Source organism: Paenibacillus sp. BT-177, from assembly GCF_025846815.2.
Classification (GTDB): domain Bacteria; phylum Bacillota; class Bacilli; order Paenibacillales; family Paenibacillaceae; genus Paenibacillus; species Paenibacillus polymyxa_C.
Genome location: NZ_JAOYTP010000010.1, coordinates 71,138 through 97,828, shown reverse-complemented (window position 1 = coordinate 97,828; position 26,691 = coordinate 71,138). Strand labels below are relative to the sequence as shown.

Genomic DNA, 26,691 nt, shown 5'->3' with positions numbered 1-26,691 from the left:
ATGAAAACGCATACTTTTAAAAAGAAAGCCCAAGCACTGATTTTGCTTTTTGCTGCCTTTGCTCTGGTTTTGGCGGGCTGTAACAGCAGTGGTGGACAAAATGCAGGCAATGAGGAAGTGAAGGAAAAAACCATTCACATTTTTCAGTTTAAAGTAGAGATTGCAGAAGCGCTAAATCGCATGAAGGCGGAGTATGAAGCGACTCACCCGGGGATCAAGCTCGACATTCAGACCGTAGGCGGGGGGAGTGACTATGGGGCGGCGTTGAAGGCCAAGTTTGCCTCTGGCGAACAGCCGGATATTTTTAATGTCGGCGGTTATCGTGAGCTGGATACGTGGCTGGAATATTTGGAGGACCTGTCCGACCAGCCTTGGGTTGGTGATGTGGTCGATGTCGCCAAAGAACCGATGACCAAGGATGGCAAACTGTACGGTCAGCCGATGAATCTGGAAGGGTACGGCTTTATTTACAATAAGGATTTGTTCAAAAAGGCTGGAATCACCGAGCCTCCTAAAACACTATCCGAGCTGGAGGCTGCTGCGCAAAAGCTGCAAGCCGCAGGGATCACACCTTTTTCCAATGGATACCAGGAGTTTTGGGTGCTGGGTAATCATTTGCTGAACGTGGCATTTGCCAATCAGCCAGACCCCTCGGCCTTCGTCAAGGGACTGAATGATGGTACAGCCAAAATTCCAGGCAATGCTGTGTTCGCCGAATGGATTAAGCTGCTCGATCTGACGCTCAAGTATGGCAATTCGAAGCCGCTCACGACTGATTACAATACGCAGGTAACGAACTTTGCCACTGGCAAAGCTGCCATGATGCAGCAAGGGAACTGGACTCAGGTTCAAATTGATGGAATTAATCCGAAGCTGAATCTGGGTATCCTGCCTATGCCGATTGGTGAAGACGCAACAGCCGGAGATAAGCTGTTTGTAGGGGTTGCCAATAACTGGGTGGTTAATAAAAATTCGTCTGTCAAAGCTGAGGCCAAAGAGTTCTTAAACTGGATAGTGACATCCGAGCAGGGGAAAAAGTATATCACCAAGGAGTTTAAGTTCATTCCGGCGTTCAAGAGCATCAAAGGGGAAGAGGCCGATATGGGTCAACTGGGTGCCGAAGTAGTGAAATATAGTCAGGAAAATAAACTGCTGGGCTGGTTCTTTAGCCGTTATCCTGAAGGAGCACAGCAAGAATTCGGAAGTCAGATGCAAGCCTATGTGGCAGGTAAATCGGATGCCGGGAAGCTGTTCGAGGATTTCCAGAGAACATGGGATAATTTAAAGACCAAATAATGAAATGAAATACGCAGTAGAGCCTTCGTATGTCAGGGAGATTGCATGATCCTGAGCATACGAAGGTTTTTTTGTGAACATAATTATAAATGATAATGAAGTAGAACAATATCCCCGCGGCGTTCGATTTCTTGGAGTTCAAAAGTACTTGGCAGCGTTCTTTCTGGGAATAAGGGTATTCCTTGTCCCAGTACTTTGGGAATGATCGCAATGATCGCCTTTTCCAGCAGCCCAGCCTGCATGAAGGCCTGAACTAACTGACCCCCACCTACTAACCATACCAAACCTTCCGATTGTTTTTGTAGACGCGGAACCAGTTCAGACAGAGCCTCGTCCGTAAATGTAACATGTGGTGCCTGCTGTTGCTCCGTCAATGACCGGGTGAGTACATAACACGGCTTTCCGGCATAAGGAAAATCATCCGAAAGCTTTAACACTTCCTCATACGTCAGCCTGCCCATCAGCACTGTACTTACAGTATCGTAAAAATCAGCGTATCCATTGTCCCCGCCATCTCCTTTGACATCATACAGCCAGTCCACCGACCCGTCAGGCAACGCAATATACCCATCGAGACTCATGGCGATATACAGCGCTACTTCATTTGATTTCAAATCCTTCATCATTCATCACTCCTTTCTATCTCTATGTTACAATCTATTTATGACATACTTTGTCGTAGTTAAATGATCGTCTAAACTTTATTTTTGATTAGAGGAGTACCTTATGAACGAACGCAGAATTGCTCTTATGAGGATACTGGATTCCCGAAAAAAATATACGGCGCGTGAGTTGGCCGAACGATTTGGCGTCTCCGTCAGAACGATACAAAGAGATCTCGACTATTTGCAGCAAACCGGGTTACCCCTGTATACCGAGACGGGCCCTCATGGCGGATACCGGGCACTTCCCAATCGGCTTCTTCCTCCCCTTCATCTTGCGCGCGACGAGGCACTGGGTCTTTTTCTCATGCTGCAACTGCTGGAAGACATTCCGGATATCCCTTTTGGATCGGTTCGTGGACATTTGTCCGAGCATTACTATGCCGAGCTTCCCCAGGATGTACAGGACAGCATTGACCAATTAAAGGATTACATTTCTTTTCGTATGATACCTACTCACGCAGACTCACCCTACACCTCACTCATTTTGGAGGCTGCTCTAAACAAGCGCAGGGTGAACATGCACTACCGCTCCGCTTCCGGGGCAAAGTGGACCCAGGTATATCCGATTGGGCTTTATTTTGATCACGGATATTGGTATATGCCAGCGCATAACAAAGACCGCATCATTCTGTACCGTTCAGATCGGGTGATCACCATCACGATACTAGATGAAACCTTGGACAGCCTCCCCACCCTTCAAGCATGGTTGGCTTCAGAGGATTCCCGTGTAGGAATTCCGTCCAAAATAAAATTTACCGCATTGGGTGCTAGGTTGGCCGAATCAGATACCCTCTTCCACAATGTCTCCCATCAGGAAGGCCTGGGTCAGGAATGGCACGGACATATCCCCGTTGAAGAGTTTAGGTATGTATCCAGACTTTTGTTAAAGTATGGGCCAGAAGCCGAGGTCGTATATCCGCAAGAACTGCGTATGCTGGTCAGGAAATTGCTGCAAGACAGCCTGAATCCTTATCTGAAGGATAATGAAGAATAAGAGGCAGTGCTTATAGTTAATCACATGAATATTTAAGGTTATTAACGTATGACTTTCCATTTATTTTTGTGATAAAGTTTTGAAATGAGCCCGTTTTCGTATATGATGAAGAGTAATAATTCAAAAGGCTGGACGGGAGACAGATATGAATCAACCGCTTTATGGAATATGGCTCGGAGATGTGTTTTTTTGCTTTTCTGGTGAGACGTCGGAACCACGTATTGATGCGTGGAGCAGTGTAATCCGCAGGCTGACGCTAAAGGGAGACCTTCGGCCGTTTCGGCAGGCTGCGTTGCGTCTTGCCGAGGTGCGGATACCTAACAATGCTCGCGTGGAAACCGCAGGCAGAGGTGGCAAGAGACGCTCCATGCTGGGGCGTACGCTGGAGGGTCTGGCACTGGAACCCCGCGAGACGATGGCTCTGCTGACTCGCATGGACGAGAAGGGCTGTGCGGCATCGGGCATTACGCTTGGCGAGGAAATGCAATATTGGCAAAAGGCTGCTTATTTTGCGCTGGAGCTGATGCAGCGGGGCGAAATCGTGCCATCACTTACAGAGGCGCGTCCATCTGGACCGCGACGGCGCGGCCCGGATGCGGCGGTAGGGGTGTGGATTCCTCGGCTTCGCGAAGAGGAGGACATTCGCCGCTTTCATGAGCTGGCAGCTGCGATGCCGGCTGTTTGTATGGCAGCTCCGGCCGTTTTTGCGGGCAAGGAGCCAGAAACACGTGAGGATGCAGCTGGAATGGTGCTGTATTCCTTCTTGTGTGCGGTCGTTCATGCAGAAACGACCGCGGTGCTGGCTGCGTCAGATCGTGAATTGGGACGATATCGAGCAGATTATCGGCGCGGAGGATCACCACTGGCGGAGCTGTGGTGGAACAGTCTGTTGACAGGTTCGCGCCAGGTTGCGATTCAGGGAACGCCTGCTGAGATGGAGGAGCTGGTTCTTCAGGCGTCCTCTCTTAAGGGAAGCACGATGCCTGTAACGGAACGGGAAGCCAAGGAACCCATTGAAGGGCAATTGCGTCTGTGCCTTCGTTTGGAGCCTTCTTTGGAAGAGAGTATCCAGGAATGGCGCATTACCTTTTGGGCAGAAAGCGATGCTGAGCCCGGATTACGACTGCCTGCTTTGGCATTGTGGGCATATCCGGAACGTGATCTGGTTCGCGGTGAAATTGTGTACCGTCAAGTACAGGCGCAACTGCTGACGAGGCTCGGACAGGCGGCTGAAGCGGCACCTATATTGCAGGAAGCATTAAACCGCCCTTATCCCGAGGGACTGACCCTGGAGCCGGAGATGTTCTTCCGCTTCCTGACGGAAGCCGTACCTTCTTTACAAAAGAATGGTATCACTGTGCAAATGCCTTCACGCTGGAGCCGGGAGGGGCGAAGACGTGCAGGCTTGCGGCTTAAAATGCGCTCGACAGAGCAGGGTGCCAAGCCAGATGGTGTGATCGCCGATACATCGTCGGTTGGCATTAACCGCATGATTTCGTTTGATGCCGAGGTTGTGCTGGGGGATACGACCTTGACGATGGAGGAATTGGAAAGCATCGTCGCGGCCAATTTGCCTTATGTACGTCTCGGAGGGGAATGGATTGAGGTAGATCCCAAGGAAATTCGTCAGGTGCTGCGGTTTATCAAGCGCGGAGAAAACGGTGAAATGAGCTTGTCCGAATGGATGCATTTGGCTGCGGAAAATGAAAGTGCAGGCGAGGCCTCGTGGAAGGGCTTGTCCATCTTTGGCGCGGAATCCGCCGGATTGCTTGCCTCGTTGGCTGAGGGCGGGGTACTCCGTTCCGTAGAGCCGCGGCCTGTGCCGGAGACGCTGCATGGTGCACTACGGCCGTATCAAGAGCGCGGCTTTCAATGGCTGGCTGCGATGCGCGGATTGGGCTTTGGTGTGTGTCTTGCCGACGACATGGGGCTGGGTAAAACGATTCAGGTTATTACCTGTTTGCTCGATGGTGGCATCGGCGCAGATGATCAGCGTCCGGCGTTAATTATCTGTCCGACGTCTTTGCTTGGCAACTGGCAGCGGGAATTGAAGCGTTTTTCACCGGATTTGTCGCTTTATATTCACCATGGCAACCAGCGACTCCACGGTGAGCTGTTTCAGGAAAATGTACGAGAGTATGATATCGTCCTCACTACCTATCATTTGGCGGGCCGGGACGGCAGCGATTTATCTGCGGTCTACTGGTCTTCCATTGTGTTGGATGAGGCGCAATATATAAAAAATGCACGCACTAAGCAGGCACAAAGCGTCATGAAGTTGTCCGCCCCGCATCGAATTGCCATGACGGGCACGCCGGTAGAGAATCGGCTAAGCGAGCTGTGGTCTATTTTTCAATTTCTGAATCCAGGGTACCTCGGTACGGCATCTTCATTCCGCCAGCGGTACAGTCTGGCAGGAGAGGAGCGGGGGTCCGTGTTGCGTGAGCTTCATCGTCTCGTCTCCCCGTTCATGCTGCGTCGGCTCAAAAGCGATCCGGATATTCGCAAGGATTTGCCAGAGAAGCTGGAGTTGAAGTCCTATTGTGTACTGACACCAGAGCAGGCCGGATTATACCGCGGTGTGGTGGATCAATTATTGGGAACATTGGATGGGCAGGTCGGTATGGCCCGCAAGGGGCTTGTTCTGTCATCGCTGACCAAGTTGAAGCAAATCTGTGACCATCCGGGTTTGATCATCCCAGGACGTGCTGACAGCAGTAAAACCGAAAACTCGGGTAAAATGGAGCGACTGCTGGAATTGGTAGAAACCATTCGCGAGAACGATGAATCGGCGCTGATTTTCACCCAATATGTGTCGATGGGAGAACTGCTGGTATCCCGTTTGGCCAAGATTTTGGGAGAAGAGCCATATTTCCTGCATGGAGGACTGGCGAAAACCAGACGGGACGAAATGGTTCACAACTTCCAGCAGGGAAAAGGGCCGAATATATTCGTACTTTCCTTGCGTGCAGGTGGCGTGGGTCTGAACCTGACGCGTGCCAGCCATGTCATTCACTATGATCGCTGGTGGAATCCTGCGGTGGAAAATCAGGCGACAGACCGAGTATTCCGTATTGGCCAAAGTCGCAATGTACAAGTGCACAAGCTGATTTGTCAGGGGACACTGGAGGAAAGAATCGACGAGCTGATCGAGAGCAAAAAGGCCCTTTCCGAGCAGGTTGTCGGCTCTGGAGAACATTGGCTCACCGAAATGTCTGATGATGAACTGCGTGGTCTGATTGCGTTGCAAAATGACGTATGGATCGAGTGAGCAGAGAAAGGATGAAGGCGATGACGAGACCGCAAGTGAAGCTGAAAGTAACTGACGGTCGATGGATCGTGGAATTAGACGGCAATGGGCCAGAAGGTAAATCGACGGGTGTACCTTTCGCACATCCCGTTCAATGGACTGGCCCAGTGCCTGTACTGAACCTGGAACAGCGAGGGGCATGGCTGGAGCAGTTAAAAGCGGAGCCTTTGGACATCTACCGTCTTCTGAAAGGGGAAGCTTGCCTGTCGCTGGATGAGATTGTTCAACTCGCAGCTGAGACCGCCATCTCCAGCAGAGAGAATGGGCTGGGTGCAGTCGAAGACGTGAAGAAAGCTCTTCAGGCCGGACTGGAAAACGAGCCACAACACTGTCCGGCGTTGATCGGAATGACGCAGGAAGAGCTGCTGGAATACGTGTTTAGTGCTTGGGCTGGAGAGTTATCCCATATGCAGAGAACATCCCCCGCGCTTGAGCCTACCTCACGCGCGGAGGGCGGACGCAGCGGAACGGCAGCGATTAGCGAGTGGATTGCAGAATCTGCAGCTGAAGGAGCGTTACATCGTCCCGGAGCAGGCTTTCATGCCATTGAAATCCGCCTACCGCAGAAACTTGCTTCCAAAAAGGAGACCGATATTACGTCCTTGCTGCCAGGGTTACCCCGTGCCGAAGAAGCATTGAAACTCATACGTGAACGGGTAGCCGAGCGAGCCCAGGCTGCAATCCCGCAAAAACGTCATAATCCGTAATAATTCGGGTATATGCTTTCTTTTTCGAGTCTGTTCACCCTCATTGGATAGGATAACGGCTTCGAAGAGTGTCCAAAGTTCAGTTACAATGAGGAACGGAAAAGTCACTGCAAGTCATGTATCAATTGCAATATTGGAGGAGATACCAGCATGAAACGACATATACAACAGACGCGCACATCTCAGCGATGGACCAAAGCGCTCATTCCGGGGTTGATCTTGCCAGGGCTATTGCTGGCAGCTTGCCAGCAAGGAGGATCAGGTGGACAGGAAAGTGAGCCATTAAAATCATCCACAACGGTACAGGAGAATGTACAGCCTTCCACCCAGACGGATGCGGGGAATGGCAGTACTAGCGCTGGACAAGCCTCTGCGGATACAGGAAGTGGACAGGCTGATCCTGTGATGGCGTTGCGAAGCCAAAGTGCATTGCAGGCCACAGTTAAGGAAGAGGATGGAACTGCGGTTGTCACCAATGCGACTTCGGATACAGTCGTTGTGAACAAAAAGCGCAGCTTGCCTGTGGGCTACGTCCCGGATGATCTGGTAGAGCCGCAGGTGCCTTTTTCCTTTGAGGGACCGCATGAGAAGCGGCATTTGCGTAAGGAAGCGGCAGAGGCACTGGAGAAGCTGTTCGACGGTGCGAAAAAGGACGGCATTGAGCTGCGTGCGGTATCGGGATACCGTTCCTATAAGCGTCAGGTGTCTATTTTCGACAACAATGTAAAGACAAAGGGGCAGGAATATGCCTCTAAAGTCAGCGCTGTACCGGGTACGAGTGAGCATCAGACGGGATTGTCCATTGACGTATCCAGCCCCAGCGTAGGCAATGTGCTGGAGCAATCGTTCGGAGCTTCCAAGGAAGGCCAATGGCTGGAACAACATGCACCGGAATACGGCTTTATTATTCGTTATATGCAGGGTAAGGAAGATGTGACCGGCTATGTGTACGAGCCTTGGCATATCCGTTATGTGGGAGTAGACATTGCAGAGGATGTAGCCAAGCAAGGGTTGACGCTGGAGGAATATTTCGACGAAAACAATATCAAGCTATAGGCGCTGCAACCAAGCCGTAATCCTGGGGATTGCGGCTTTTTGTCGTATTTTTCTTCCAAATTGAACCTTTTCAAGGTAGAATCTCGTATAGTGAACGACGACAGAAGCTTGAATTTATAGTAAACCTCATGACAGAAGCGTACAGGAAGGGAAGGGAATTATCATTTATTATTCATTAACGTATCGCGAATGGTCAGAAGACACTCAAAAGGAACTGCGCAGCCTGACACGGGAATCCGTATCGGGAGATGAGCTGTTTCTGCGCAAGCTTGTAGACGCTACGCGTCTCCATGACAAACTATGGGCGCATACCTCGAATGAAAGTGAGGAGCATACGGATCATTCCGTCTATGTGACCGAATTTACAGGGGAACGTGCACAGCCTTACGGCGCGTCGATCACGGACCTCGTGCTAGCCAGTGAGGGAGGCTATACGTCCACATTCAGCGCATTGTACTGGGTATGGCATGAGCCTGCGTTCCGTAGCATGGATCAGCGGGAAGGTTCGGCATTTACCTTAGACCTAGCCCAACGGCTATTGGATCACTATACGGTATTGGGTGGCAAAACATACGAATTTATATATTCGGTATTGGACCCTCAGTTGAAAAAGGTGCATTTGTTTGTGAAGGAGGTCGATCTGTGATGGAGCATTCTTGGGAAACCATGAAATCCAAGCCCGGCTCTCGTGCACGGATGGCGGCCTTTGCCCTGATGTTGGCTGTCCCGGCCGCTCTGACGGGTTGCGGTGACGACGAGTATTATGACTGCGACGAGCTCCCTGTATCGGAGCAAACGGCCTGTCGGGATTCAGGCAGCAGCGGGTATTATTATGGCGGATCGACCTATTATAGTGGAGGCTCCTCATATCATAGCAGCCGTTCTTCCTCCAGCTCTTATCGCAAAAGCTCGTCCTCATCTTCCAGTTCACACAGTGGTTTTGGCAGCAGTGGCTCACGCAGCGGCTTTTTTTCTGGGGGTTAAAATGAGCATGCGTACGATTCGGCAATTACCTTATGAACATGACGAGCTTTTTAAGGGTGAAATCAGCCATATGATTCCGTATCATCGCATGTACGGCAAGTCCTACTGCGTGCCGGCCTTAACGGTGTATCGGGAAAGCGAGCTGGCAGAGCTTCAGGCTGCTTCTGAGGCGGTACATCGTATTTATCGCAAGGTTCAGCAATTTATCCAGCGCTATATGCCGGATGAATATCTGGTAGAGCGTTTGGGGATTCATCCAGGCTTGCTGCGTGCTGCACGGATGGAAGCCGCGCCGGATGGGATCACCCGTCAGGACTGGATTGTGGGGGAAGCGGGGATCAAGTGCATTGAGAATAACACCGATACCCCGACCGGGATTCCCGAGGTGGCTTATCTCGAAGGAAAGCTGCTGGAGGTGCTGCATGGTGAGAGAATGTCAGGGGATGACATTGCTCTACATGGACCCTCATCTGGAATGGATGAGGCGATTCAGTCTGCCTTGACGGAGCTCATTCATTTTTATAGCCGTAAGGGTTTGGGGACAAAGGTGTATTTCACTTGCTATGATTGGCATATTGAGGATCAGACGAATACCAAATATATCATGCGATTATGTGAACAAGCCGGGTTTGAAGTGGTTTATGCGCCATTGGAAGAACTGGAAATTATCCCGAATGAAGGATTGTATCACCGTGGAGAGCAGATTCACATCCTCTATCGCCTGTATCCGCTGGAATATCTGATTGAAGATCGGGAAGAGGACACAGGGCTTGAGGTGGGGCAGGCGTTAATGGATATGGTGGCAGACGGAAAAATAGGACTAATCAATCCGCCGCAGCATATCATTACGCAGAGCAAAGGGTTCACCGCAACCGTATGGTCGCTGTACGAGCGCAATGAACAGACGCCAGCGTTCTGCGGTTTTCGTTTGTTTGACGAACGGGAGCTGGAGGTGATACGAACCTACCTGCTACCTACATATTTTGAGCCATCCGTGTTTCTGCAAAATAAAGAGCCTTATGTCGCCAAAGGCATATGGGGCCGAGAGGGTAAAGGCACGCATTTGATTGAGCAGCCTGAGCCCGAGAAGAGACTGGAAGGTGTCTTGGGAGTGGCCCAAAATGCGAAGGCTGACCAGCCTGATCTGCATCATCAAGCTGATGCTCCACTAACACCTGAACAGGAGGAAGCCGCACATATTGCCGCTTATTACGAGGGACAGCCTAAGATTTATCAGCGGCTGTGGCCCATGCAGAGCGCAGAGGTGCAGACTGAGGAAGGGCTATTTCACGGCTACGTACTGACAGGTATATTCGTGATCGGGGGGCGTTTTGCGGGGGTTCTGCCGCGAATCGGTGAAAAGGTAACAGGCGATATGGCCTACTATTGCGCTGCCGCCGTTGCCAACGAACCTTCTAATCCACCCGCTGTATAAGCTGAATTGTAAAATGTAAAATATTCGAACAGATCTGTTCCTATTCATAAGTATCATAAGGAGGAAAAAAATTGGACTCTCATATCAGTTTGGGCAACGCATTGGGCAATGTAGGTATCGGCCTGCTTATCTTGTTTGCCATCTTAATCGTAGGTTATTTTGTGTTCAGCTTGCTGACACGTTATAACGATAATCAGGAAATCGCACGCGGCAATGAAGCGGCAGGCATCTATATGGGGGCAAAGCTGCTAGGTCTGTGTATCATCGTGGGAATGGTGTCGTATAGCAGCCATTCATGGCTCGATATGCTGACCTGGTCGGCCGTGGGCATTGTGGTGCTGTGCCTGGTGTATGTGATTTTTGATCTGGTGACACCGCGCACCAAGGTGTGTGAGGAAATTGCAAAAGGCAATGTGGCTCTGGCACAGCTGCTGCGCTCAATCATCATTGGGGTATCTTTTGTCGTAGGTACATTTTTGATGTAGTCGATGTAGTCGGTATAAAGAAAGAAGTACAAAGGATCTGCAAAACCGGACAACGGAGCTGCAGATCCTTTTTTTATGGCGAATTATATTCACTGTCTGCTATCTGTCTGTGGAAGTAAAACTTACGATGATCACTTCTGATGGGGACTATTCTACAAAGGTACGGGTGATACTGCATAGCAAAAAGGAATGTGCTCCAGATATCAAACCAAATTGTAGAGAAGGGAATTCTGAACATATGAGTACCTCCACCTCCCCAACCCTACCCATTCGGATGGGTATCATCGGCTTGGGCCTGATCGCTGAATATCACATCAGATCATTACACAGCATGTCGGGGGTATCGATTGTGGCCGTTAGTGATGTAAATGCGAACCGCCTTCAAGCCATCGGAGAGCAATTGCAACTGCCTGCCTCCAAGCGGTACTCCCATTATGAAGCATTAATCCGTGACCCAGAGGTAGATGCGATTCTGTCGCTGACACCCAATGATGTGCATTTTGACATTATTCGTATTGCGCTGGAAGAACACAAAGCTGTACTGGCAGAGAAACCATTGACACTCACGTGGTCGGAGGCAGGTCAGTTGAAAAAGCTGTATACCGCGAATCCGGTGCCTTTGCTGGTTCACTACAAGCATCGCTACGGCGCGGCCTTCCAATATACCAAGCAACTGCTGGATGAGCACAAGCTGGGCAAAATCTATAATATTCAATTTCGTTATCTAATGGATGCATTTTCACCGTATCGTCAGCATCCGTATACATGGCGACACAATTTAGCCAGGGCCGGCTCTGGAGTCGTGGGGGATACGGCCTCACATATTATTGATCTGGCCCGTTTTCTGATTGGTGAATTTAAAAGCGTCGCGGCGCTGCTACATATCATTACACCTGAGCGGCCCGATCCGGTCACGGGTCTGCCTGTAAAAGTGGATGTGGAAGATCTCGCCGCCTTTCATGGCATCATTGGCGATAATACCGTGGGTACCTTCATCACTCACAAAAATGCCATCGGCAAACGTCACGATATCGAAGTGGATATCTACGGCGAACTCGGTACGCTGCACGCAAGTCTCAATAATCCGGAAAGTATTCGCATTGTGTTGCGTGACCTAGAACACCCGGATGCCGAATACGAGACTTGGGCTGTTCCACCAATCTATAATCATACAGCCGATGGCGATTTTGTTAAGCTGGCAAGGGGGGAGTTCGTGGATCGAGCTCCATTGTTCGATGACGGATACAACAATCAGTGGGTACTTGAGAAAATACTGCAATCCTGGAGAGAGAACGGACGTTTAGTAGAAGTATAAGGAGATAGTATAGTAATCTTTTTATAATTAGCCTGTTTGGCATCCTGAAGGCTCTATCTCTTTTCTTGCTGCGTTCTTGCCCGTTTTGCCCCAATCAGCCTCCAGCCTGTTAACAATGCCGCTACAAGACAGATGGAGGCAGACGTCATAAAGACTACATGCATTCCTTCCAGAAAAATTTCAGGGTGACCCGGAACCAATCCGGTGACTCGATAACCAGCCTCTTTACTCATAACATTAAAGAGAATGGTTGTGGCCAGCGTGATCCCTACAACCATCCCGACGTTGCGCACCAGTGAATTAACACTTCCGGCTGAGCCAAGCTGTGTACGGGGTACCTTGGACATAATCAGCGAATTGTTCGGCGATTGGAATAAACCACTGCCAATACCCAGCATGGCAATCCACAGACCGACGAGCGGGATGGAGCTACCTGCATGCAGCTCCGCTAATCCGATTTGGGCAACGACCATAACCACCAGCCCGGCGAAGGTGAGTAGTTCAGACCCGATTTTATCGGAAAGCGCGCCGCTGAGCGGGGCCACAATAACCATAGAGATGGGGAACAACATCAGCAGAAATCCGGCATAAAAAGGCGACAAGTTCAGCATATTCTGTGCATAGAAAGGCGAAATGATGTTAAAGCAGAAGTTAGCGACAAACACCAGAAAAGCACACAAAATACTGAGCGAAAACAACGGATTTTTGAATAGAGCGAGCTGTAACAGCGGCCGTGGACGACGCAATTCTAACCAAATGAATATGGCAAAAGCAACTACGGCCACTACCAGCGAAGCAATAATACGTGGGTCTCCATACCCGACCTGCTGTCCCAGCAACAATCCGACGAATAAAGTGAGAATAAAAATAGCAAACACCAGGCTGCCAGGAATGTCGATCTTATCCTTCACCTTGATCAGATCCTTAGGCAGAAGCCTCCAGCCCAGAAAGACAGCGATCAGGCCTATCGGTACATTGACCCAGAAAATGTATTGCCAGCCCAGCGAGGAGACAATAATACCGCCCAAGCTCGGCCCGGCGATACTACCCAAAGAAACGAAGGTTCCGATGAGGCCAAGCGCTTTGCCCCGTTCAGTAGACGGGAAGATATCTGTTACGATCCCTTGGCTGTTCGCCATGGTCATGGATGCTCCAATTGCCTGAATGATGCGCGAAATCAGCAATAGGGAGAGTGAAGAGCTAAGACCGCACAATAGGGAGCCAAGAATGAATATGATGGTGCCGATTTTGAATATTTTGATTTTACCGACCATATCCCCCAGCTTGCCAAAAAATAAAATAGCGGTACATATCGCCATTAAATAGGCGGTTGTCACCCATTCAATCTGTGCCACAGGTAAATGTAACGTGCGAGATAACACAGGAAGAGCAATATTAACAATACTTCCATCCAAGGTGGACATAAACGTAAACAGATTTAAAACAATTAAAATCATCCAACGTTTCTTCTGAACTTCGATATTCTCTTGATAGGTTGCAGCAGTTGTAGCAGTTGAACTCATTATGAACACCTCTTTATCGTTGACAGTTCCTCTTTAGTTGCATACGCAACTAAATGAACGGTTCTAGTGTACAGCAAATTAGTTGCGTGCGCAACAATAGTATTGTAAACTTTGTTTTGGTCCCAGCTGGGGATTGCCATTTTCAAGCCAATGAGGTGTATTTAATGAGGAAAAAACCGATTGGAAAGCTAATTTCCCACCTGTACCGTCGAAATCAAAAAATACTGTCCAAAAAACTGGCTCCTTACGGAATCGGCAGTGGGGGGCAACACAGTTTTTTAAAGATTATTTTGCAGCGGCCAGGTATTACACAGGAGCAGCTGACGAATGAACTTAAATTTGACAAGGCAACCACGACACGCTCTGTAAAACAATTAGAGGAATCAGGCTACATTGAACGTAAAACGGACCCGAATGATCGTCGTTCCCAACTTGTGTCTCCCACGGCCAAGGCATTAGAATTCGCTCCTGTCCTACAAGCAATACTGGACGAGCTCAATGCCGGTCTTGTCCACAATTTATCCGAAGAGGAAGAGGACCTTCTGATCGACTTACTGCAAAAGATTAGTATAGATCCTGACGAATAAATAAAGCAGGAGTTAGCATAGAGGATCGGCGGGTAAAAGAAAAAGGAAAAAAGAAATAAGCAGCCACCACGGAGAATACTCTGTGGTGGCTGCCAGCCCCGCTATATGGCATTCGCAATTCAGTCCAAGCTAATCCCTTTGAACGCATTCATGACTAATTGTCGTACATAGGCATCGTCTAATGGATAACCGGTTACCAACAATCGATAAAAAACCGGCCCATAAATGAGATCGATACATAATTCAACATCCAGATGCTCCCTCAATTCCCCGCGCTCAATTCCCCGCTCAATTAGATGCCTGGCTTCAAGTCTCCGAGGATGGAAATATCGTGTTCGGTATGCCTCTGCTAATCCTGGATCAAGTTGCCCTTCACCAATTAACTCCGTAATGATTTTACCTTCTCGACTTATTAAGAACCGCACTAAATTCGTAGCATGAATGAGAATATCGTCCAATACACGACCTGTGTCGGGCACGGGCAATCTTGCCATGGTAGCTGACAGGAAACCATCCATCACTACGGCAGCTTTGTTAGGCCACCATTTATATATGGTGGCTTTGCTCACTTTTGCTCGCTCAGCAATTTTTTCTACCGTAACAGCCCCAAAGCCTTGCTCCAACAGTAGATCATAAGAGGCGGTAAGGATAGATTTTTGCGACTCGACATTACGCGGACGTCCTCTTTTACTCTGCACTGGAATGCTCACCTTCTTACATAGATATAAGAAAACATTAAAATAAACTATACGTTCAGTATATCAAATATCAGGTAAGAATAAAAAGTTGAATTCGCCTATTTACAAAACGAAACGTTCAGTATATTATTTGATTATCTAATTAAAGAACTATACGTTCAGTATTTAAATTATTGAGGAGGATTATCATGCAAAGAGAACAACAAGCCGTAGAAGGTAACCGTATTTCAAATTGGATGATGTTTCTGTTGGCAGCGGCATGCGGCCTTATTGTTGCCAACCTTTACTATGCTCAAACCCTGGTAGGACCTATTCATGTAGCGATGGGCCTTTCTTCCACAACAGCGGGCTTCATTGTCACTTTAACTCAAATCGGTTATGTTGTGGGACTGCTGTTTATCGTACCCATTAGCGACATTATTGAAAATCGACGGCTCATGGTCGTATCGCTCATCATTACAGTCTGTGCATTGCTTGTTGCTGCCTTTGCCCCCAATGCCACGTCGTTCCTGACCGCATCCTTGTTCATTGGAGTTGGATCTGTAGTAGCCCAAATACTGGTACCGTACGCTACCTATTTAGCATCCGAAGAACAGCGCGGCCGGGTTGTCGGGAATGTCATGAGTGGACTCCTGCTAGGCATTATGTTCGCACGTCCATTGGCAAGCTTCATAACCAGCATTTGGGGATGGCAAGCAGTATTTATTATGTCAGCCATCGTTCTGACGTTGTTGACGATTCTTCTCTCGCGGGCTCTTCCAGAGCGCAAGCCTGTACCTACGGTATCTTACAGTAAACTGATTCTCTCGCTAGGTACTCTTTTCAAACAAACGCCTGCATTGCGCCGCCGTGCCTTATATCAAGCCTGCCTATTTGGTGCTTTCAGCCTGTTTTGGACGGTTGTTCCTCTACGCTTGGCGGATGATTTCGGCATGTCCCAGCAAGGAATTGCACTGTTTGCTCTAGTAGGCGTAGGGGGCGCAATAGCAGCTCCGATTGCCGGGAGATTGGCTGATAAAGGTTGGAGCAAAGGTTTAACCGGGCTAGCTATGGTCATTGCCGCCTTGTCCTTTTTGGTCATCTATATTTTCCAAAGTCATTCGACGGCTGCGCTCATCCTTCTCTTTGTTTCAGCGATTACACTGGATATGGCTGTATCGGGAAACCTGGTGCTTGGGCAACGCGTTATTTACTCCTTGGGAAGTGAAGCGAGAGGGCGTCTGAATGGATTATTCATGTCTATCTTTTTCATAGGTGGAGCGATTGGATCATCATTAGGTGGTTGGTCTTATGCGTTGGGTGGTTGGAATTTCAGCGCTCTGATTGGAGTCATTTTGCCTGTGCTGGCTTTACTGTACTATTTCACTGAGAAAGAAACTGGTGGAGACGTACGAAAGAAACAAATCGGGTAAAGATCAGCTTTGAGCTATGCCGTACGTAAAAGCATCATCATTAAAATGGCTGTTCCCAAGAGAAAACAAAGGGGCGAATAGAGCACAGTATCGCATTTTGCAAAAACCGTTCCTTTTTTTCTCTTGAAGAACCCTACCCATTTGAAATCTCCTATAGAACGTAAAATAAATAAACATGACAACAAGCCTGCACCGTAGAAATAGAAGAAATGGAAAAACTGAATTGGTACGACTCTCCCTAACTCCAAAACGAATCAAGCGGCTAAGGCTAGTAAAATGGCAACAATCGACGTCCCTATTTTGGAGGGTTTAAAAAGCAAATCCGTTCCCGTGCTTGGGATCGCTGCCTTAGCACCTTTTTGTCCGCCGAATACCCAATATAAGTGCATACCGCTCAGTACAAATAGAATTCCGCCAACTGCCCATGTAAGTAACTCCAACATCTGATATCCCCCTTAATTTGAAATCCACTCTGTCCAAATCTTATGAATATGCTGCTGGATCGCTTCGTCACTTAACGTCTCTTGCTTGTGACGCTCATACCAACCCAAATAGTAATGGTACAACATCCATGATCTCTGAGAGGCTTTCTCTGGCTGCATTCCCTTCTGGACTAAAAGCTCTTTCATAAACTCCATTCGCATCTGTTCGACTTCATTGAGCAAGGAACGGTAACTATCATCCTTCAATGACAGCTTGCGCAGATAAAACAGAAAATCACCCCGTTTTGTCTTGCCAAACATCTGGGTTAGCAACTCTTGGATTCGCTCATCTGCGGTCGCATGGGTGATGGACGCGGTCATCACCTGTTGTGTCGTCTGTGCCTTCCATGTCTCTACAATTTGTCTAATATAGCTGCTGCGATTGGTAAAATACCAATAAAAACTGCTCTTACTGCACCCTAAAGCAGTAGCCATTTTTTCAACAATGAGTTGATCAATTCCGCCCTGTTCAAAACGTTCCATTCCTTTTTGAATCCATTGTTCTTCTGTGACAATGATCTTAGGTATCTCTTTCGCCTTCTTTCTGTACGGTATCGTCTAGATGAGAAATATTCTACAGTGTTTTTAGTGGGGTGTAAATATAGGCTTATTCGTCTTCATAGCTGGATGATAAATAAGACAGAAAGTTACATAAACGTCCACTTGAAATACCTGCGAATTTGATCTATAATGCTGTAGCATATAGTAATATTCAAGGCATTGACCAAAGACATGATTTCCTTGAAGGGCCGTTCAGAGAGAAAAGACGAGGCTGAGAGCTTTTCCGGCAACCGCATGTGAAGTTACCCCTTTGTAGCTGTGACGTTGAACGTGTAACTGTGCAAGCTGGCAGTGACATCAGTAAGCGCCCACCGATTTATCCCCGTTAACGGATACCAATGGAGGGCCACGCAGGTCGTGCATGAGCATGTTTTGATGAACATGAATGTATGTACAGCAGCGGGCCGAACTAGGGTGGAACCACGAGCTGAACGCACTCGTCCCTTGAGGGAGAGAGGCGTTTTTTTGCGTTCAATTTTGATATAGCACACAATTTGAAATGGAGGCTTTAATCGTGAGTATTCAAGTGAAATTGCCGGATGGAGCCGTACGCGAGTACGAGCAGGGCGTAACTATCGCCGACGTGGCGGGTTCGATCAGCTCCGGGCTGAAAAAGAACGCAGTAGCAGGTAAAGTGAACGGGAAGGCTGTCGATCTGAACACCGTTTTGGATCAGAACGTTGACCTTGAAATTGTTACGCTGGACAGTGCAGATGGTCTGGAAATTTACCGTCACAGCACAGCGCATTTGCTGGCCCAGGCGCTCAAACGTATTTACGGTGAGAAAAATGTGAAGCTGGGTATTGGTCCAGTCATCGACAGCGGCTTCTATTATGACATTGATATCGAAAACCCACTGTCCGTTGACGATCTGGCGAAGATCGAAAAGGAAATGGCGAAGATCACGCAGGAAAATCTGCCGATTACACGTCGTGTGGTTAGCCGTGAGGAAGCAACTCGTATTTTTGGTGAAATGGAAGATCCATTGAAGCTGGAACTGATCCGTGATTTGCCAGAAGAAGCGGAAATTACGATTTATGATCAAGGCGAATTTTTTGACCTGTGTCGTGGCCCGCATCTGCCGTCCACTGGCCGTATCAAGGCTTTCAAATTGTTAAGTGTAGCGGGTGCATACTGGAGAGGCGATTCCAACAACAAGATGCTGCAACGTATCTACGGAACAGCATTCCCTAAAAAAGCACAACTGGATGAGCATTTGCACTTGCTGGAGGAAGCAAAAAAACGCGACCATCGCAAGCTGGGTAAAGAGCTGGAGCTGTTCATGTTCTCCGAAGAAGCACCTGGTATGCCGTTCTACCTGCCTAAAGGTATGGTTGTGCGTACTGCGTTGGAAGATTATTCCCGTGACATTCAACGTCTGCATGGCTATGAGGAAGTACGTACACCGCTGATGATGAACAACCGTCTGTGGGAACAATCGGGACACTATGAGCATTACAAGGAAAACATGTACTTCTCCGAAGTAGATGAAACTACATTTGCTTTGAAACCGATGAACTGCCCGGGGCATATGCTTGTATTTAAAAATGAACTTCATTCTTACCGCGATCTGCCGATTCGTATATCCGAATTTGGACAAGTGCATCGTCATGAGCTGTCCGGCGCGCTGAACGGTATGATGCGTGTTCGTACATTCTGTCAGGATGATGCGCATATTTTCGTTACACCAGGTCAGATTGAAAAAGAGATTACAGACGTAATCAAGCTGATTAACGAAATGTATAGTGTGTTTGGCTTTGACTTCACAGTGGAATTGTCCACACGTCCAGATGACTTTATGGGCGAGCCAGCGCTGTGGGATCAAGCGGAACAAGCTCTGCAAAACGTGCTGGATCACCTGGGCATCAACTACCGTATTAATGCGGGAGATGGAGCATTTTACGGTCCGAAAATTGACTTCCACATTCTCGATGCGCTCAAACGCAGCTGGCAGTGCGGTACGATCCAATTGGACTTCCAAATGCCTGAAAAATTCGACCTCACTTATGTGGGCGAGGATAACCAGAAGCACCGTCCGGTCGTTATTCACCGTGCCATCTACGGTTCAATTGACCGCTTCATGGGCATCCTGACTGAGCATTTTACAGGTGCATTCCCATTGTGGTTGGCTCCTGTTCATGCGAAGCTGTTGCCTGTATCCGAGAACTATATTGAGACTGCCAATGAGGTGCAGGAAGCGTTGCTGAAAGCGGGTCTGCGCGTCGAAGTGGATACTCGGAATGAGAAGCTCGGTTATAAAATCCGTGAAGCGCAATTGGAGAAGGTTCCATACATGTTCGTTATCGGGGAAAATGAAAAAACAACCGGTACTGTAGCCGTGCGCAAACGGGGTGAAGGCGATCTGGGGTCATTCAGCATTGCGGACATCGTTGAGAAAATCAGCACAGAGATTCATGAGAAGCAGTAATATTTGATTTGATTGAAAAAAAGTGTAAAAGAGCCGTCAAAACCATGATCATAGTGGTGTTGACGGCTCTTTATTTATACATTTTACATAAGTTCCTAAGTTCCAGCACAAGGGGGAACAGCCTCGATTGAATGGTTTAGTTATCCTGTGCCTGTGTGCCTAGCAAGTCTGTGACCGAGAAGTGGCGTGATCTGCAGGGAGGGAAAGTGTCTTCAAAGCTGACTCTTCAGCTCGTTTCCCTGGAGACTCTTCCACATTCTGTTCCTCGCTAAGCGATAAAATTTCCCCGCGCAGCTTGAGCATTTTCTGATCCAGTTCGTAGGTTGCACGTGCAGCTTCGGTCAATCCGTTAACGACATGTTCGGGCACTTTCTTATCAAACTTATAGTACAAAATATGCTCCATACTGGCCCAAAAATCCATAGCCAATGTGCGCAATTGAATCTCGACCTTAATCCAGCGTGTGCCCTCAAACAGAATCAGTGGAATTTCCACAATAACATGTAGGCTCTGATAGCCGTTGGGCTTAGGATGGGCAATATAGTCCTTTACCTCTAGTATGCGAATGTCTTCACGTGTGCGGAGGTGATCCATCAGACGATAGATATCTTTGACAAAAGCACATACCACGCGCATGCCTGCGATATCATGAATTTCACGCAATATATTGTCCAGGGTGACCTCATGCCCTTTGCGCCGAACTTTTTCCACAATGCTGTGGGGTTCTTTGATCCGGGTTTTAATGTGCTCAATCGGGCTAAAACCATCTATCAGCTTCCATTCCGTCTGGATCAGCTTAATTTTGTTCTTTAATTCCTCCAGAGCTAGTTGATAAAGGACGGGGATTTTTTTCCACTCCTCTAGTTGCTTGGCGTCCACACTGTTCTGGTCCAGCTGTAGCTGAAATTCCTGCAAGGGCAAAGGGACAGCATTCAAGTGCTTCCAATCCGGTTCATTCACAGAGCATTCTCCTAAATGAGGCTTACGATGTCCTCGATCTATTTCGTAAAGATGGATTACCGTATATATTGTACACTATGTCAAAACGTACAGGCAAAGGAGAGACGGACAAAGAAATGAGAAATAAAATAATAATTATAGTGGTAAAACCGAGTAATCCGATGTATAATTGCAAAAATGCTGATTTAAAGCATTAAATTTTTAAAAAAATAGCACAAATGTTGAGTAGTCGTCATTAGACTAAAAATAAAAATTACAGAAAATGAGGATGAGAAAAATGGCAAAAGTAGAAAGCTTCCAATTAGACCACACGATTGTAAAGGCTCCTTATGTAAGAGCAGCGGGAGTAGAGCATGATGAAAAAGGAAGCACGGTACAAAAGTATGACTTGAGATTTCTGCAACCGAATGAAGACGCACTGCCAACAGCAGCTGTACATACGCTGGAGCATTTATTGGCAACGTATCTGAGAGACGAAATCAAAGGCATTATTGATATTTCTCCTATGGGCTGCAGAACGGGATTCTACTTGATTTTATGGAATGAACACGAGCCTGAGGAAATTGCACTTGCTTTGGAAAAAACCTTGAAAAGAATTCTGGAAACGACAGAAGTTCCGGCTGTTACTGCTTTGGAATGCGGGAACTATAAGGATCATTCTCTTTTTTCAGCACAGGAATATGTGAAGATTGTGTTGGAGGCTGGCATTAGCCGCGATCCTTTCAAAAGAGTATTTTAAAATCTATGATTTCAATAGACCTATCTCATCAGACAGCAGTAGTGACAGGCGGCAAGTCAGGTATAGGCAAGGGGATTGTAGAGCTGTTCATTCAGAGTGGAGCTAAAGTCATTTCTGCTGATATTTCTTATGAAGAGCCGTATAGAGTGGACAATTCACAGCTAGTTGAAACTCAATTGGACATATCCAAACCGGGTGATATCGAAAGATGGTGCAATCTGCTAATCAGCGAATCGGGAGTTCCTGACATTTTAGTGAACTGCGCAGGTACTTCTACGATGGATTATGTCATTGATAGTGAGTTGGCTGATTGGGAAAAAGTATTTTCGATTAATTCAACTGGGCTGTATGTAGCGTCCAAACGGTTTGCCAAGGAAATGGTGGATGCGCGTAAACCAGGGCGAATTATCCAAATTGCTTCGCAGGCTGGTAAAAATGGATATCGGGCCATGGGCGGATATTGTGCATCCAAACATGCGGTTCTCGGCTTGACCAAGGTGATGGCCATTGAGCTTGCTCCGCACCAAATTTTGGTGAATGCGGTTTGTCCAGGTATCGTAGAAACGCCGATGAAGCATCGCGAGCGGATTGAAGGGGGCGTTATTCGCGGAATGACCGCCCAGGATATATATGAAGAAGATTGTTCGCAGGTACCTTTGGGGAGAACGGCTGAGGTAGAGGATGTCGCCAATGTGGTGTTGTTTCTGGCAAGTCCGCTCTCCGCATATATGACAGGACAAGCGATTAATGTTACAGGTGGAATGACGATGCACTAGCATACTAGCATGATCTGGGGGAAAACAACATGAAAAAATCGTTCGTTTTACTATTAGGGATTAGTTTGTTACTAGTAGCCGCAGGATGCGGTAATAAAAGCACAGACAGTAATGGATCCAGCTCCGCTTCCGGTGCGGAAAAGCAAAAAGTAGTCATTGGTTCCATGGGGTCTGACGCGCAGATTTGGAAGCATATTGCCCAATCCCAGGCCGCCAAGGATGCCAAGCTGGATATTGAAGTAAAGGAAATTAACGGTGGGATCGAAACGAACAATGCGACTAGACAAGGCGATGTGGACGTGAATGCATTCCAATCATGGGCGTATCTGGTGAGCTATAACAAAGAGAGCAAAGCCGATTTGAAGGCGATAGCCACTACCTACCTGGAGCCGATGGGGATTTATTCGCAAAAGTTCAAAAGCATCGATGAAGTGACTGACGGAGCGTTGGTGGCTTTGGCGGACAACCCGGCGAATACAGCAAGAGGTTTGAAGCTGTTGGAAGCATCCGGTTTAATTAAGCTTAAAGCTGACTTTAATGATGCTTTAGGTACAGTCAATGATATTACTAGTAATCCTAAAAACCTGAAATTTGAACTAATCGACGACAAAACAGGTCCGCGCGTGATTCAGGATGTAGGCTTGGTGTTGATCGGGAACACGATTGCTTTAGAAGGCGGTCTGAACGTACTGAAGGATTCCTTGTTCCACGAAGAGATCAGTCAGGCAACAAAGAACAATATTAACGTCCTGGTTACTTCATCGGATAAGGCAAACGATAAGGGACTACAAAAATTAGCGGATCTCTATCATAACGAGGATACCCAAAAATACATTAAGGATGAATTTGGGGGCACCAAAGTAGAGGTTAAAGAACCTGTTTCTTATTTGGAAGGGCAAACCGCAAAATAAACAAAAGAGGTCAGCCAGTTTTTCTGGTTGATCTCTTTTGTTCGTTAGAGGTTTCTACTTGTAATTTCAGTAGTCGTTTTGAATTTGAGCATGGGTTTCGGATCGATAATGCTTGGGAGAGAATCCCTTTACCTTTTTAAAAATTTTGGAGAAGAGCAAAGGATCATTATAGCCGACTGAACGGGAAATATCGCCTATCGAAAGTTCGGCGTTCCCCATCATTTCACAGGCTTTATTGATTCTATAGCGAATCAAATAATCTTGAATGCTTGTGTTTACTCGTTGTTTGAATAATGAACATAAATAGCTTCGATTGAGACCGATAAAATGTGCAATATGCTCAATGGTAATTTTTTGAGCATAATTCATTTCAATAAAATCCTTCACTTTTTCAACGTAAATTTCTGCCCGACCTTCTTTTTGTTCGGAGGACGCTGCCGGACTGAACTCTATAAGCTCCGATAACATTAAGTAAAGCAGCCCGGTCAATCTAGTTTCCCGAGCTTTAAGGCATCCACTTGATTCGTTCATTTGCTGCAAATACTGATAAATCAAATGGTCTCCTTCAAAGTAGAGGATTGGGGACGCCATCGTGAGGCCTGCTTGCTTGAGGAGTGTTTCTGCCAGTGTCCCGTTAAAACCAAACCAGCAATAAGACCAGGGATTTACGGCATCGGCTTGATAATAAGTGATGACTTGCGGGCAGATTAGAAACCACTGTCCTTTCCGCAAGCGATAACTGAACCCGCCAACCTCGAAGGTACCCTCTCCGTCCAAAACATAATGGAGCAAATAGTGATCTCTTATAGCAGGTCCAAAAAAGTGACTGGGTATGCATTTCTCTATGCCAAACTGAGTTAGATACAATTCAGAGTGCTGTTTACTACGTGGCAAATACTCTATCACGGTAAAATCTCCTTATGTAAATTATCAAGCATTATAACATAAATAGTGAGCACCATGCCATGTACTTCATATCTAAAGTTAATATATGATTTCTGTAGAACCTACTGCTATATTGTTGGATCTTATCAAGCTTTACACCATATGAACTTAGTTGACGCCTGCTACATAAAGATTCTTCTAAGTGCCTTTTTGGTGTGGATCTCTGATGATTATTATCTAAGAGAGGGGTTATTTTTCCCAATGGCTATCATTGTTCAAGAGCAACCGGGGCTGTTTCATTTGCAGTCGTCGGGCATGAGTTATATTATTCAGATTGTCGATGGATTTCCTGTACATGTATACTGGGGAGACAGGTTGAAGCACCGTGAGCCCATGGCTGATCTATTGCTTCACACTCCTACGACGGCTGGATTGGATCGGCTGCCGCAAGAATACCCACAGTATGGAAGTGGAGACTTCCGTACCCCAGCGTATCAAGTAGAGCTGGAGGATGGAACTCGCATCACGGAATTAAAGTACGATGGTTACCGGATTATTAAGGGAAAGCCATCTCTACCTGGCCTTCCGGCCGTATATACCGAGAATGAAGCTGAAGCGGATACGTTGGAACTGGAATTAAAAGATGCCTTTTCAGGTCTTAAAGTGGTTCTTCTTTATACTGTTTTTGCGGATCGAAAAGTAATCGCTCGTTCGGCTCGTCTAAGTAATGAGGGGGAACAAAGTCTTCGACTCCTCCGTGCGCTAAGTGCCAGTGTCGATTTCTCGGGGAAAAGCGATTTAGAGTTCATGTATCTTTCGGGAGCATGGGCACGGGAAGGGAATATTACCCGTAAACCGATCCTTCAAGGTGAAACCCGAATTGATAGTAAAAGGGGCATGAGCAGTCACCAACTTAATCCTTTTACTGCATTGGTCACGCAGGAGACAACAGAACGCCATGGTGAGGCATTCGGCTTTAGCCTTGTGTACAGCGGGGGCTTTGAGGCTGGCGCGGAATTAGATTCATTTGGCTCTACACGGTTTAGCATTGGCGTAAACTCCTTTGACTTTTCATGGTTACTGAGCCCAGGAGAGAGCTTCCAGACACCAGAAGCCGTTATGGTTTACTCTGGTCAAGGACTGGGAGAAATGTCGCGTACATATCATCGCTTGTATCGAACTCGGCTTTGCCGAGGGACATATCGGGATGAAGAACGCCCTATTCTGGTCAATAACTGGGAAGCTACCTATTTTGACTTCAATGCAGATAAGCTGGTATCGATAGCGAAAGAGGGGGCAGAGCTAGGCATCGAACTTTTTGTCTTGGATGACGGTTGGTTCGGAAAACGGGATTCTGACAATTCGTCTCTCGGTGATTGGTACGAGGATCGTCGGAAGCTGCCAGACGGACTGGCTGATGTCGCGAAACGTATCAATCAATTGGGGCTTAAATTCGGGCTCTGGTTCGAGCCGGAGATGATCTCCCCAGACAGTGAGCTGTACCGGAAGCATCCAGATTGGTGCCTTCACGTTCCAGGACGGCGGCGCAGCGAAGCCAGATGGCAGCTGGTGCTGGACTATACTCGCAAGGAAGTACGCGATTACATCTACGATTCGCTGGCTGCCATTTTCTCCAGCGCCCCGGTCTCTTATGTGAAATGGGATATGAATCGCTGTCTGACGGAAATTGGTTCCGCCGAACTGCCGCCGGAACGTCAATCCGAGACTGCGCATCGCTATGTTCTTGGATTGTATGAGCTGCTAGAGCGCGTCACCACCGAATTTCCGCATATTCTTTTTGAGAGCTGTTCAAGTGGCGGAGGACGCTTTGACCCAGGCATGCTTTACTACATGCCTCAAGTCTGGACTAGTGATAATACCGATGCGGTGGAACGCCTGAAGATTCAATATGGAACTAGCCTTGTCTATCCTGTAAGCGCCACCGGAGCGCATGTGTCAGCAGTTCCGAACCATCAAGTTGGACGCATAACACCCCTTGATTTTCGAGGTGATGTGGCCATGTCCGGAAATTTTGGATATGAGCTTGATCTCACGAAATTCACCGATGAGGAAAAAGAGACGGTCAAACGCCAAATCGCAGTATATAAGCAGATACGTGGCTTAGTACAGAAGGGTGACTTGTATCGCCTAAAGAGCCCGTTTGAAGATAACGAATCGGCTTGGATGTTTGTTTCTGAAGACCAAGAGGATGCCATCGTCTACTATTTCCAAGTGATGGCTGTTCCGAACGCGCCTTGGCGAGCCCTGCGCCTTGATGGACTAAATCCAGAGCTTGAATATGAAGTTCAGTCAGGAAATAGCGGGCAAAAGTCTATCCATGGGGGGGATCGGCTTATGAAGTTGGGCCTCCCTCTTGTCTACAGACAGAAAGACTATGAAAGTGGATGGTTCAGGCTTCGGGCATTAAGGTCCAACAAGGCTTAAGGCTTAAAGGATCAGTACAACAGTACAATTGGCGAAA

23 protein-coding genes and 1 pseudogene are annotated in these 26,691 nt (G+C 47.6%); 17 read left to right on the top strand and 7 right to left on the bottom strand.

The window, feature by feature from the left end; all coding sequences use genetic code 11:
* Entirely contained in the window at window positions 1-1,296 is a 1,296-nt protein-coding gene (locus tag OIU26_RS22140) for an ABC transporter substrate-binding protein (protein ID WP_040102243.1), read from the top strand.
* An 83-nt stretch (window positions 1,297-1,379) separates the two neighbouring features.
* On the opposite strand, the gene OIU26_RS22135 is transcribed toward OIU26_RS22140, so the two are convergent.
* Window positions 1,380-1,919, bottom strand: a complete 540-nt coding sequence (locus tag OIU26_RS22135; protein ID WP_264218080.1) for a dihydrofolate reductase family protein — start codon at window positions 1,917-1,919, stop codon at window positions 1,380-1,382.
* 103 nt (window positions 1,920-2,022) lie between these two features.
* Here OIU26_RS22135 and OIU26_RS22130 point away from each other — a divergent pair, with 103 nt between their 5' ends.
* The 9 genes from OIU26_RS22130 to OIU26_RS22090 all read left to right on the top strand — a co-directional run bounded on the left by OIU26_RS22130 (window position 2,023) and on the right by OIU26_RS22090 (window position 12,247).
* Window positions 2,023-2,955 carry a helix-turn-helix transcriptional regulator gene (locus OIU26_RS22130; protein ID WP_137077744.1) on the top strand — a complete coding sequence of 311 codons (933 nt, stop codon included), beginning with the start codon at window positions 2,023-2,025 and terminating at the stop codon, window positions 2,953-2,955.
* A gap of 145 nt (window positions 2,956-3,100) precedes the next feature.
* Window positions 3,101-6,226, top strand: coding sequence for a DEAD/DEAH box helicase (locus tag OIU26_RS22125; protein WP_264218040.1), 3,126 nt, complete (start codon window positions 3,101-3,103; stop codon window positions 6,224-6,226).
* Between the two features lie 20 nt (window positions 6,227-6,246).
* The gene (locus tag OIU26_RS22120) at window positions 6,247-6,972 is read left to right on the top strand and encodes a hypothetical protein (RefSeq protein ID WP_058710970.1); all 726 of its coding nucleotides are present in this window, start codon (window positions 6,247-6,249) and stop codon (window positions 6,970-6,972) included.
* A 150-nt stretch (window positions 6,973-7,122) separates the two neighbouring features.
* Window positions 7,123-8,028 carry a M15 family metallopeptidase gene (locus OIU26_RS22115; RefSeq protein WP_013369192.1) on the top strand — a complete coding sequence of 302 codons (906 nt, stop codon included), beginning with the start codon at window positions 7,123-7,125 and terminating at the stop codon, window positions 8,026-8,028.
* 352 nt (window positions 8,029-8,380) lie between these two features.
* Window positions 8,381-8,674 (top strand): hypothetical protein, encoded by a 294-nt coding sequence (locus OIU26_RS22110; protein ID WP_264218039.1) that lies wholly within the window; start codon window positions 8,381-8,383, stop codon window positions 8,672-8,674.
* On the top strand, window positions 8,674-9,012 hold the full coding sequence (locus tag OIU26_RS22105; RefSeq protein ID WP_013369194.1) for a hypothetical protein: 339 nt from the start codon (window positions 8,674-8,676) through the stop codon (window positions 9,010-9,012). Before OIU26_RS22110 ends, OIU26_RS22105 begins: the two co-directional genes overlap by 1 nt.
* 1 nt (window position 9,013) lies before the next feature.
* Window positions 9,014-10,447, top strand: a complete 1,434-nt coding sequence (locus OIU26_RS22100; protein ID WP_216976461.1) for a glutathionylspermidine synthase family protein — start codon at window positions 9,014-9,016, stop codon at window positions 10,445-10,447.
* 71 nt (window positions 10,448-10,518) lie between these two features.
* Entirely contained in the window at window positions 10,519-10,932 is a 414-nt protein-coding gene (locus OIU26_RS22095) for a DUF350 domain-containing protein (protein WP_016819503.1), read from the top strand.
* 238 nt (window positions 10,933-11,170) lie between these two features.
* Window positions 11,171-12,247, top strand: coding sequence for a Gfo/Idh/MocA family protein (locus OIU26_RS22090; RefSeq protein WP_264218038.1), 1,077 nt, complete (start codon window positions 11,171-11,173; stop codon window positions 12,245-12,247).
* Window positions 12,248-12,300: 53 nt separating this feature from the next.
* Here OIU26_RS22090 and OIU26_RS22085 read toward each other — a convergent pair whose 3' ends face one another.
* Complete coding sequence (locus tag OIU26_RS22085) at window positions 12,301-13,770, bottom strand: MFS transporter (protein ID WP_264218037.1); 1,470 nt, start codon at window positions 13,768-13,770, stop codon at window positions 12,301-12,303.
* 164 nt (window positions 13,771-13,934) lie between these two features.
* Between OIU26_RS22085 and OIU26_RS22080 the strand changes: the two genes are divergently transcribed.
* Window positions 13,935-14,357: a MarR family transcriptional regulator gene (locus tag OIU26_RS22080; protein ID WP_264218036.1), complete on the top strand. Its 423-nt coding sequence runs from the start codon at window positions 13,935-13,937 to the stop codon at window positions 14,355-14,357.
* 119 nt (window positions 14,358-14,476) lie between these two features.
* Here the strand turns inward: OIU26_RS22080 and OIU26_RS22075 are convergent, their stop codons facing one another.
* Window positions 14,477-15,055 carry a TetR/AcrR family transcriptional regulator gene (locus tag OIU26_RS22075; protein WP_264218035.1) on the bottom strand — a complete coding sequence of 193 codons (579 nt, stop codon included), beginning with the start codon at window positions 15,053-15,055 and terminating at the stop codon, window positions 14,477-14,479.
* 188 nt (window positions 15,056-15,243) lie between these two features.
* On the opposite strand from OIU26_RS22075, the gene OIU26_RS22070 reads away from it, so the two are divergent.
* Entirely contained in the window at window positions 15,244-16,467 is a 1,224-nt protein-coding gene (locus tag OIU26_RS22070) for an MFS transporter (protein WP_040102235.1), read from the top strand.
* A gap of 14 nt (window positions 16,468-16,481) precedes the next feature.
* Here OIU26_RS22070 and OIU26_RS22065 read toward each other — a convergent pair.
* A pseudogene (locus tag OIU26_RS22065) lies at window positions 16,482-16,910 on the bottom strand (DUF3995 domain-containing protein).
* Between the two features lie 12 nt (window positions 16,911-16,922).
* Complete coding sequence (locus OIU26_RS22060; protein WP_264218034.1) at window positions 16,923-17,432, bottom strand: TetR/AcrR family transcriptional regulator; 510 nt, start codon at window positions 17,430-17,432, stop codon at window positions 16,923-16,925.
* Window positions 17,433-18,024: 592 nt separating this feature from the next.
* Here OIU26_RS22060 and thrS point away from each other — a divergent pair.
* A complete protein-coding gene (gene thrS, locus OIU26_RS22055) occupies window positions 18,025-19,938 on the top strand; it encodes a threonine--tRNA ligase (protein WP_025675680.1) in 1,914 nt (637 codons plus the stop codon).
* 159 nt (window positions 19,939-20,097) lie between these two features.
* On the opposite strand, the gene OIU26_RS22050 is transcribed toward thrS, so the two are convergent.
* Window positions 20,098-20,898 (bottom strand): GTP pyrophosphokinase, encoded by an 801-nt coding sequence (locus OIU26_RS22050; protein WP_025675679.1) that lies wholly within the window; start codon window positions 20,896-20,898, stop codon window positions 20,098-20,100.
* A 277-nt stretch (window positions 20,899-21,175) separates the two neighbouring features.
* Between OIU26_RS22050 and OIU26_RS22045 the strand changes: the two genes are divergently transcribed.
* From OIU26_RS22045 to OIU26_RS22035, 3 genes are read left to right on the top strand one after another with little or no spacing between them, the layout of a single operon-like run.
* Complete coding sequence (locus OIU26_RS22045) at window positions 21,176-21,637, top strand: S-ribosylhomocysteine lyase (RefSeq protein ID WP_013369209.1); 462 nt, start codon at window positions 21,176-21,178, stop codon at window positions 21,635-21,637.
* A 5-nt stretch (window positions 21,638-21,642) separates the two neighbouring features.
* A complete protein-coding gene (locus OIU26_RS22040) occupies window positions 21,643-22,413 on the top strand; it encodes an SDR family oxidoreductase (protein WP_264218033.1) in 771 nt (256 codons plus the stop codon).
* Window positions 22,414-22,442: 29 nt separating this feature from the next.
* Complete coding sequence (locus OIU26_RS22035; protein ID WP_264218032.1) at window positions 22,443-23,324, top strand: MetQ/NlpA family ABC transporter substrate-binding protein; 882 nt, start codon at window positions 22,443-22,445, stop codon at window positions 23,322-23,324.
* 66 nt (window positions 23,325-23,390) lie between these two features.
* Here the strand turns inward: OIU26_RS22035 and OIU26_RS22030 are convergent, their stop codons facing one another.
* Window positions 23,391-24,230 carry an AraC family transcriptional regulator gene (locus OIU26_RS22030; RefSeq protein WP_264218031.1) on the bottom strand — a complete coding sequence of 280 codons (840 nt, stop codon included), beginning with the start codon at window positions 24,228-24,230 and terminating at the stop codon, window positions 23,391-23,393.
* Between the two features lie 240 nt (window positions 24,231-24,470).
* Here OIU26_RS22030 and OIU26_RS22025 point away from each other — a divergent pair, with 240 nt between their 5' ends.
* A complete protein-coding gene (locus OIU26_RS22025) occupies window positions 24,471-26,654 on the top strand; it encodes an alpha-galactosidase (RefSeq protein ID WP_264218030.1) in 2,184 nt (727 codons plus the stop codon).
* Window positions 26,655-26,691: the final 37 nt, after the last annotated feature.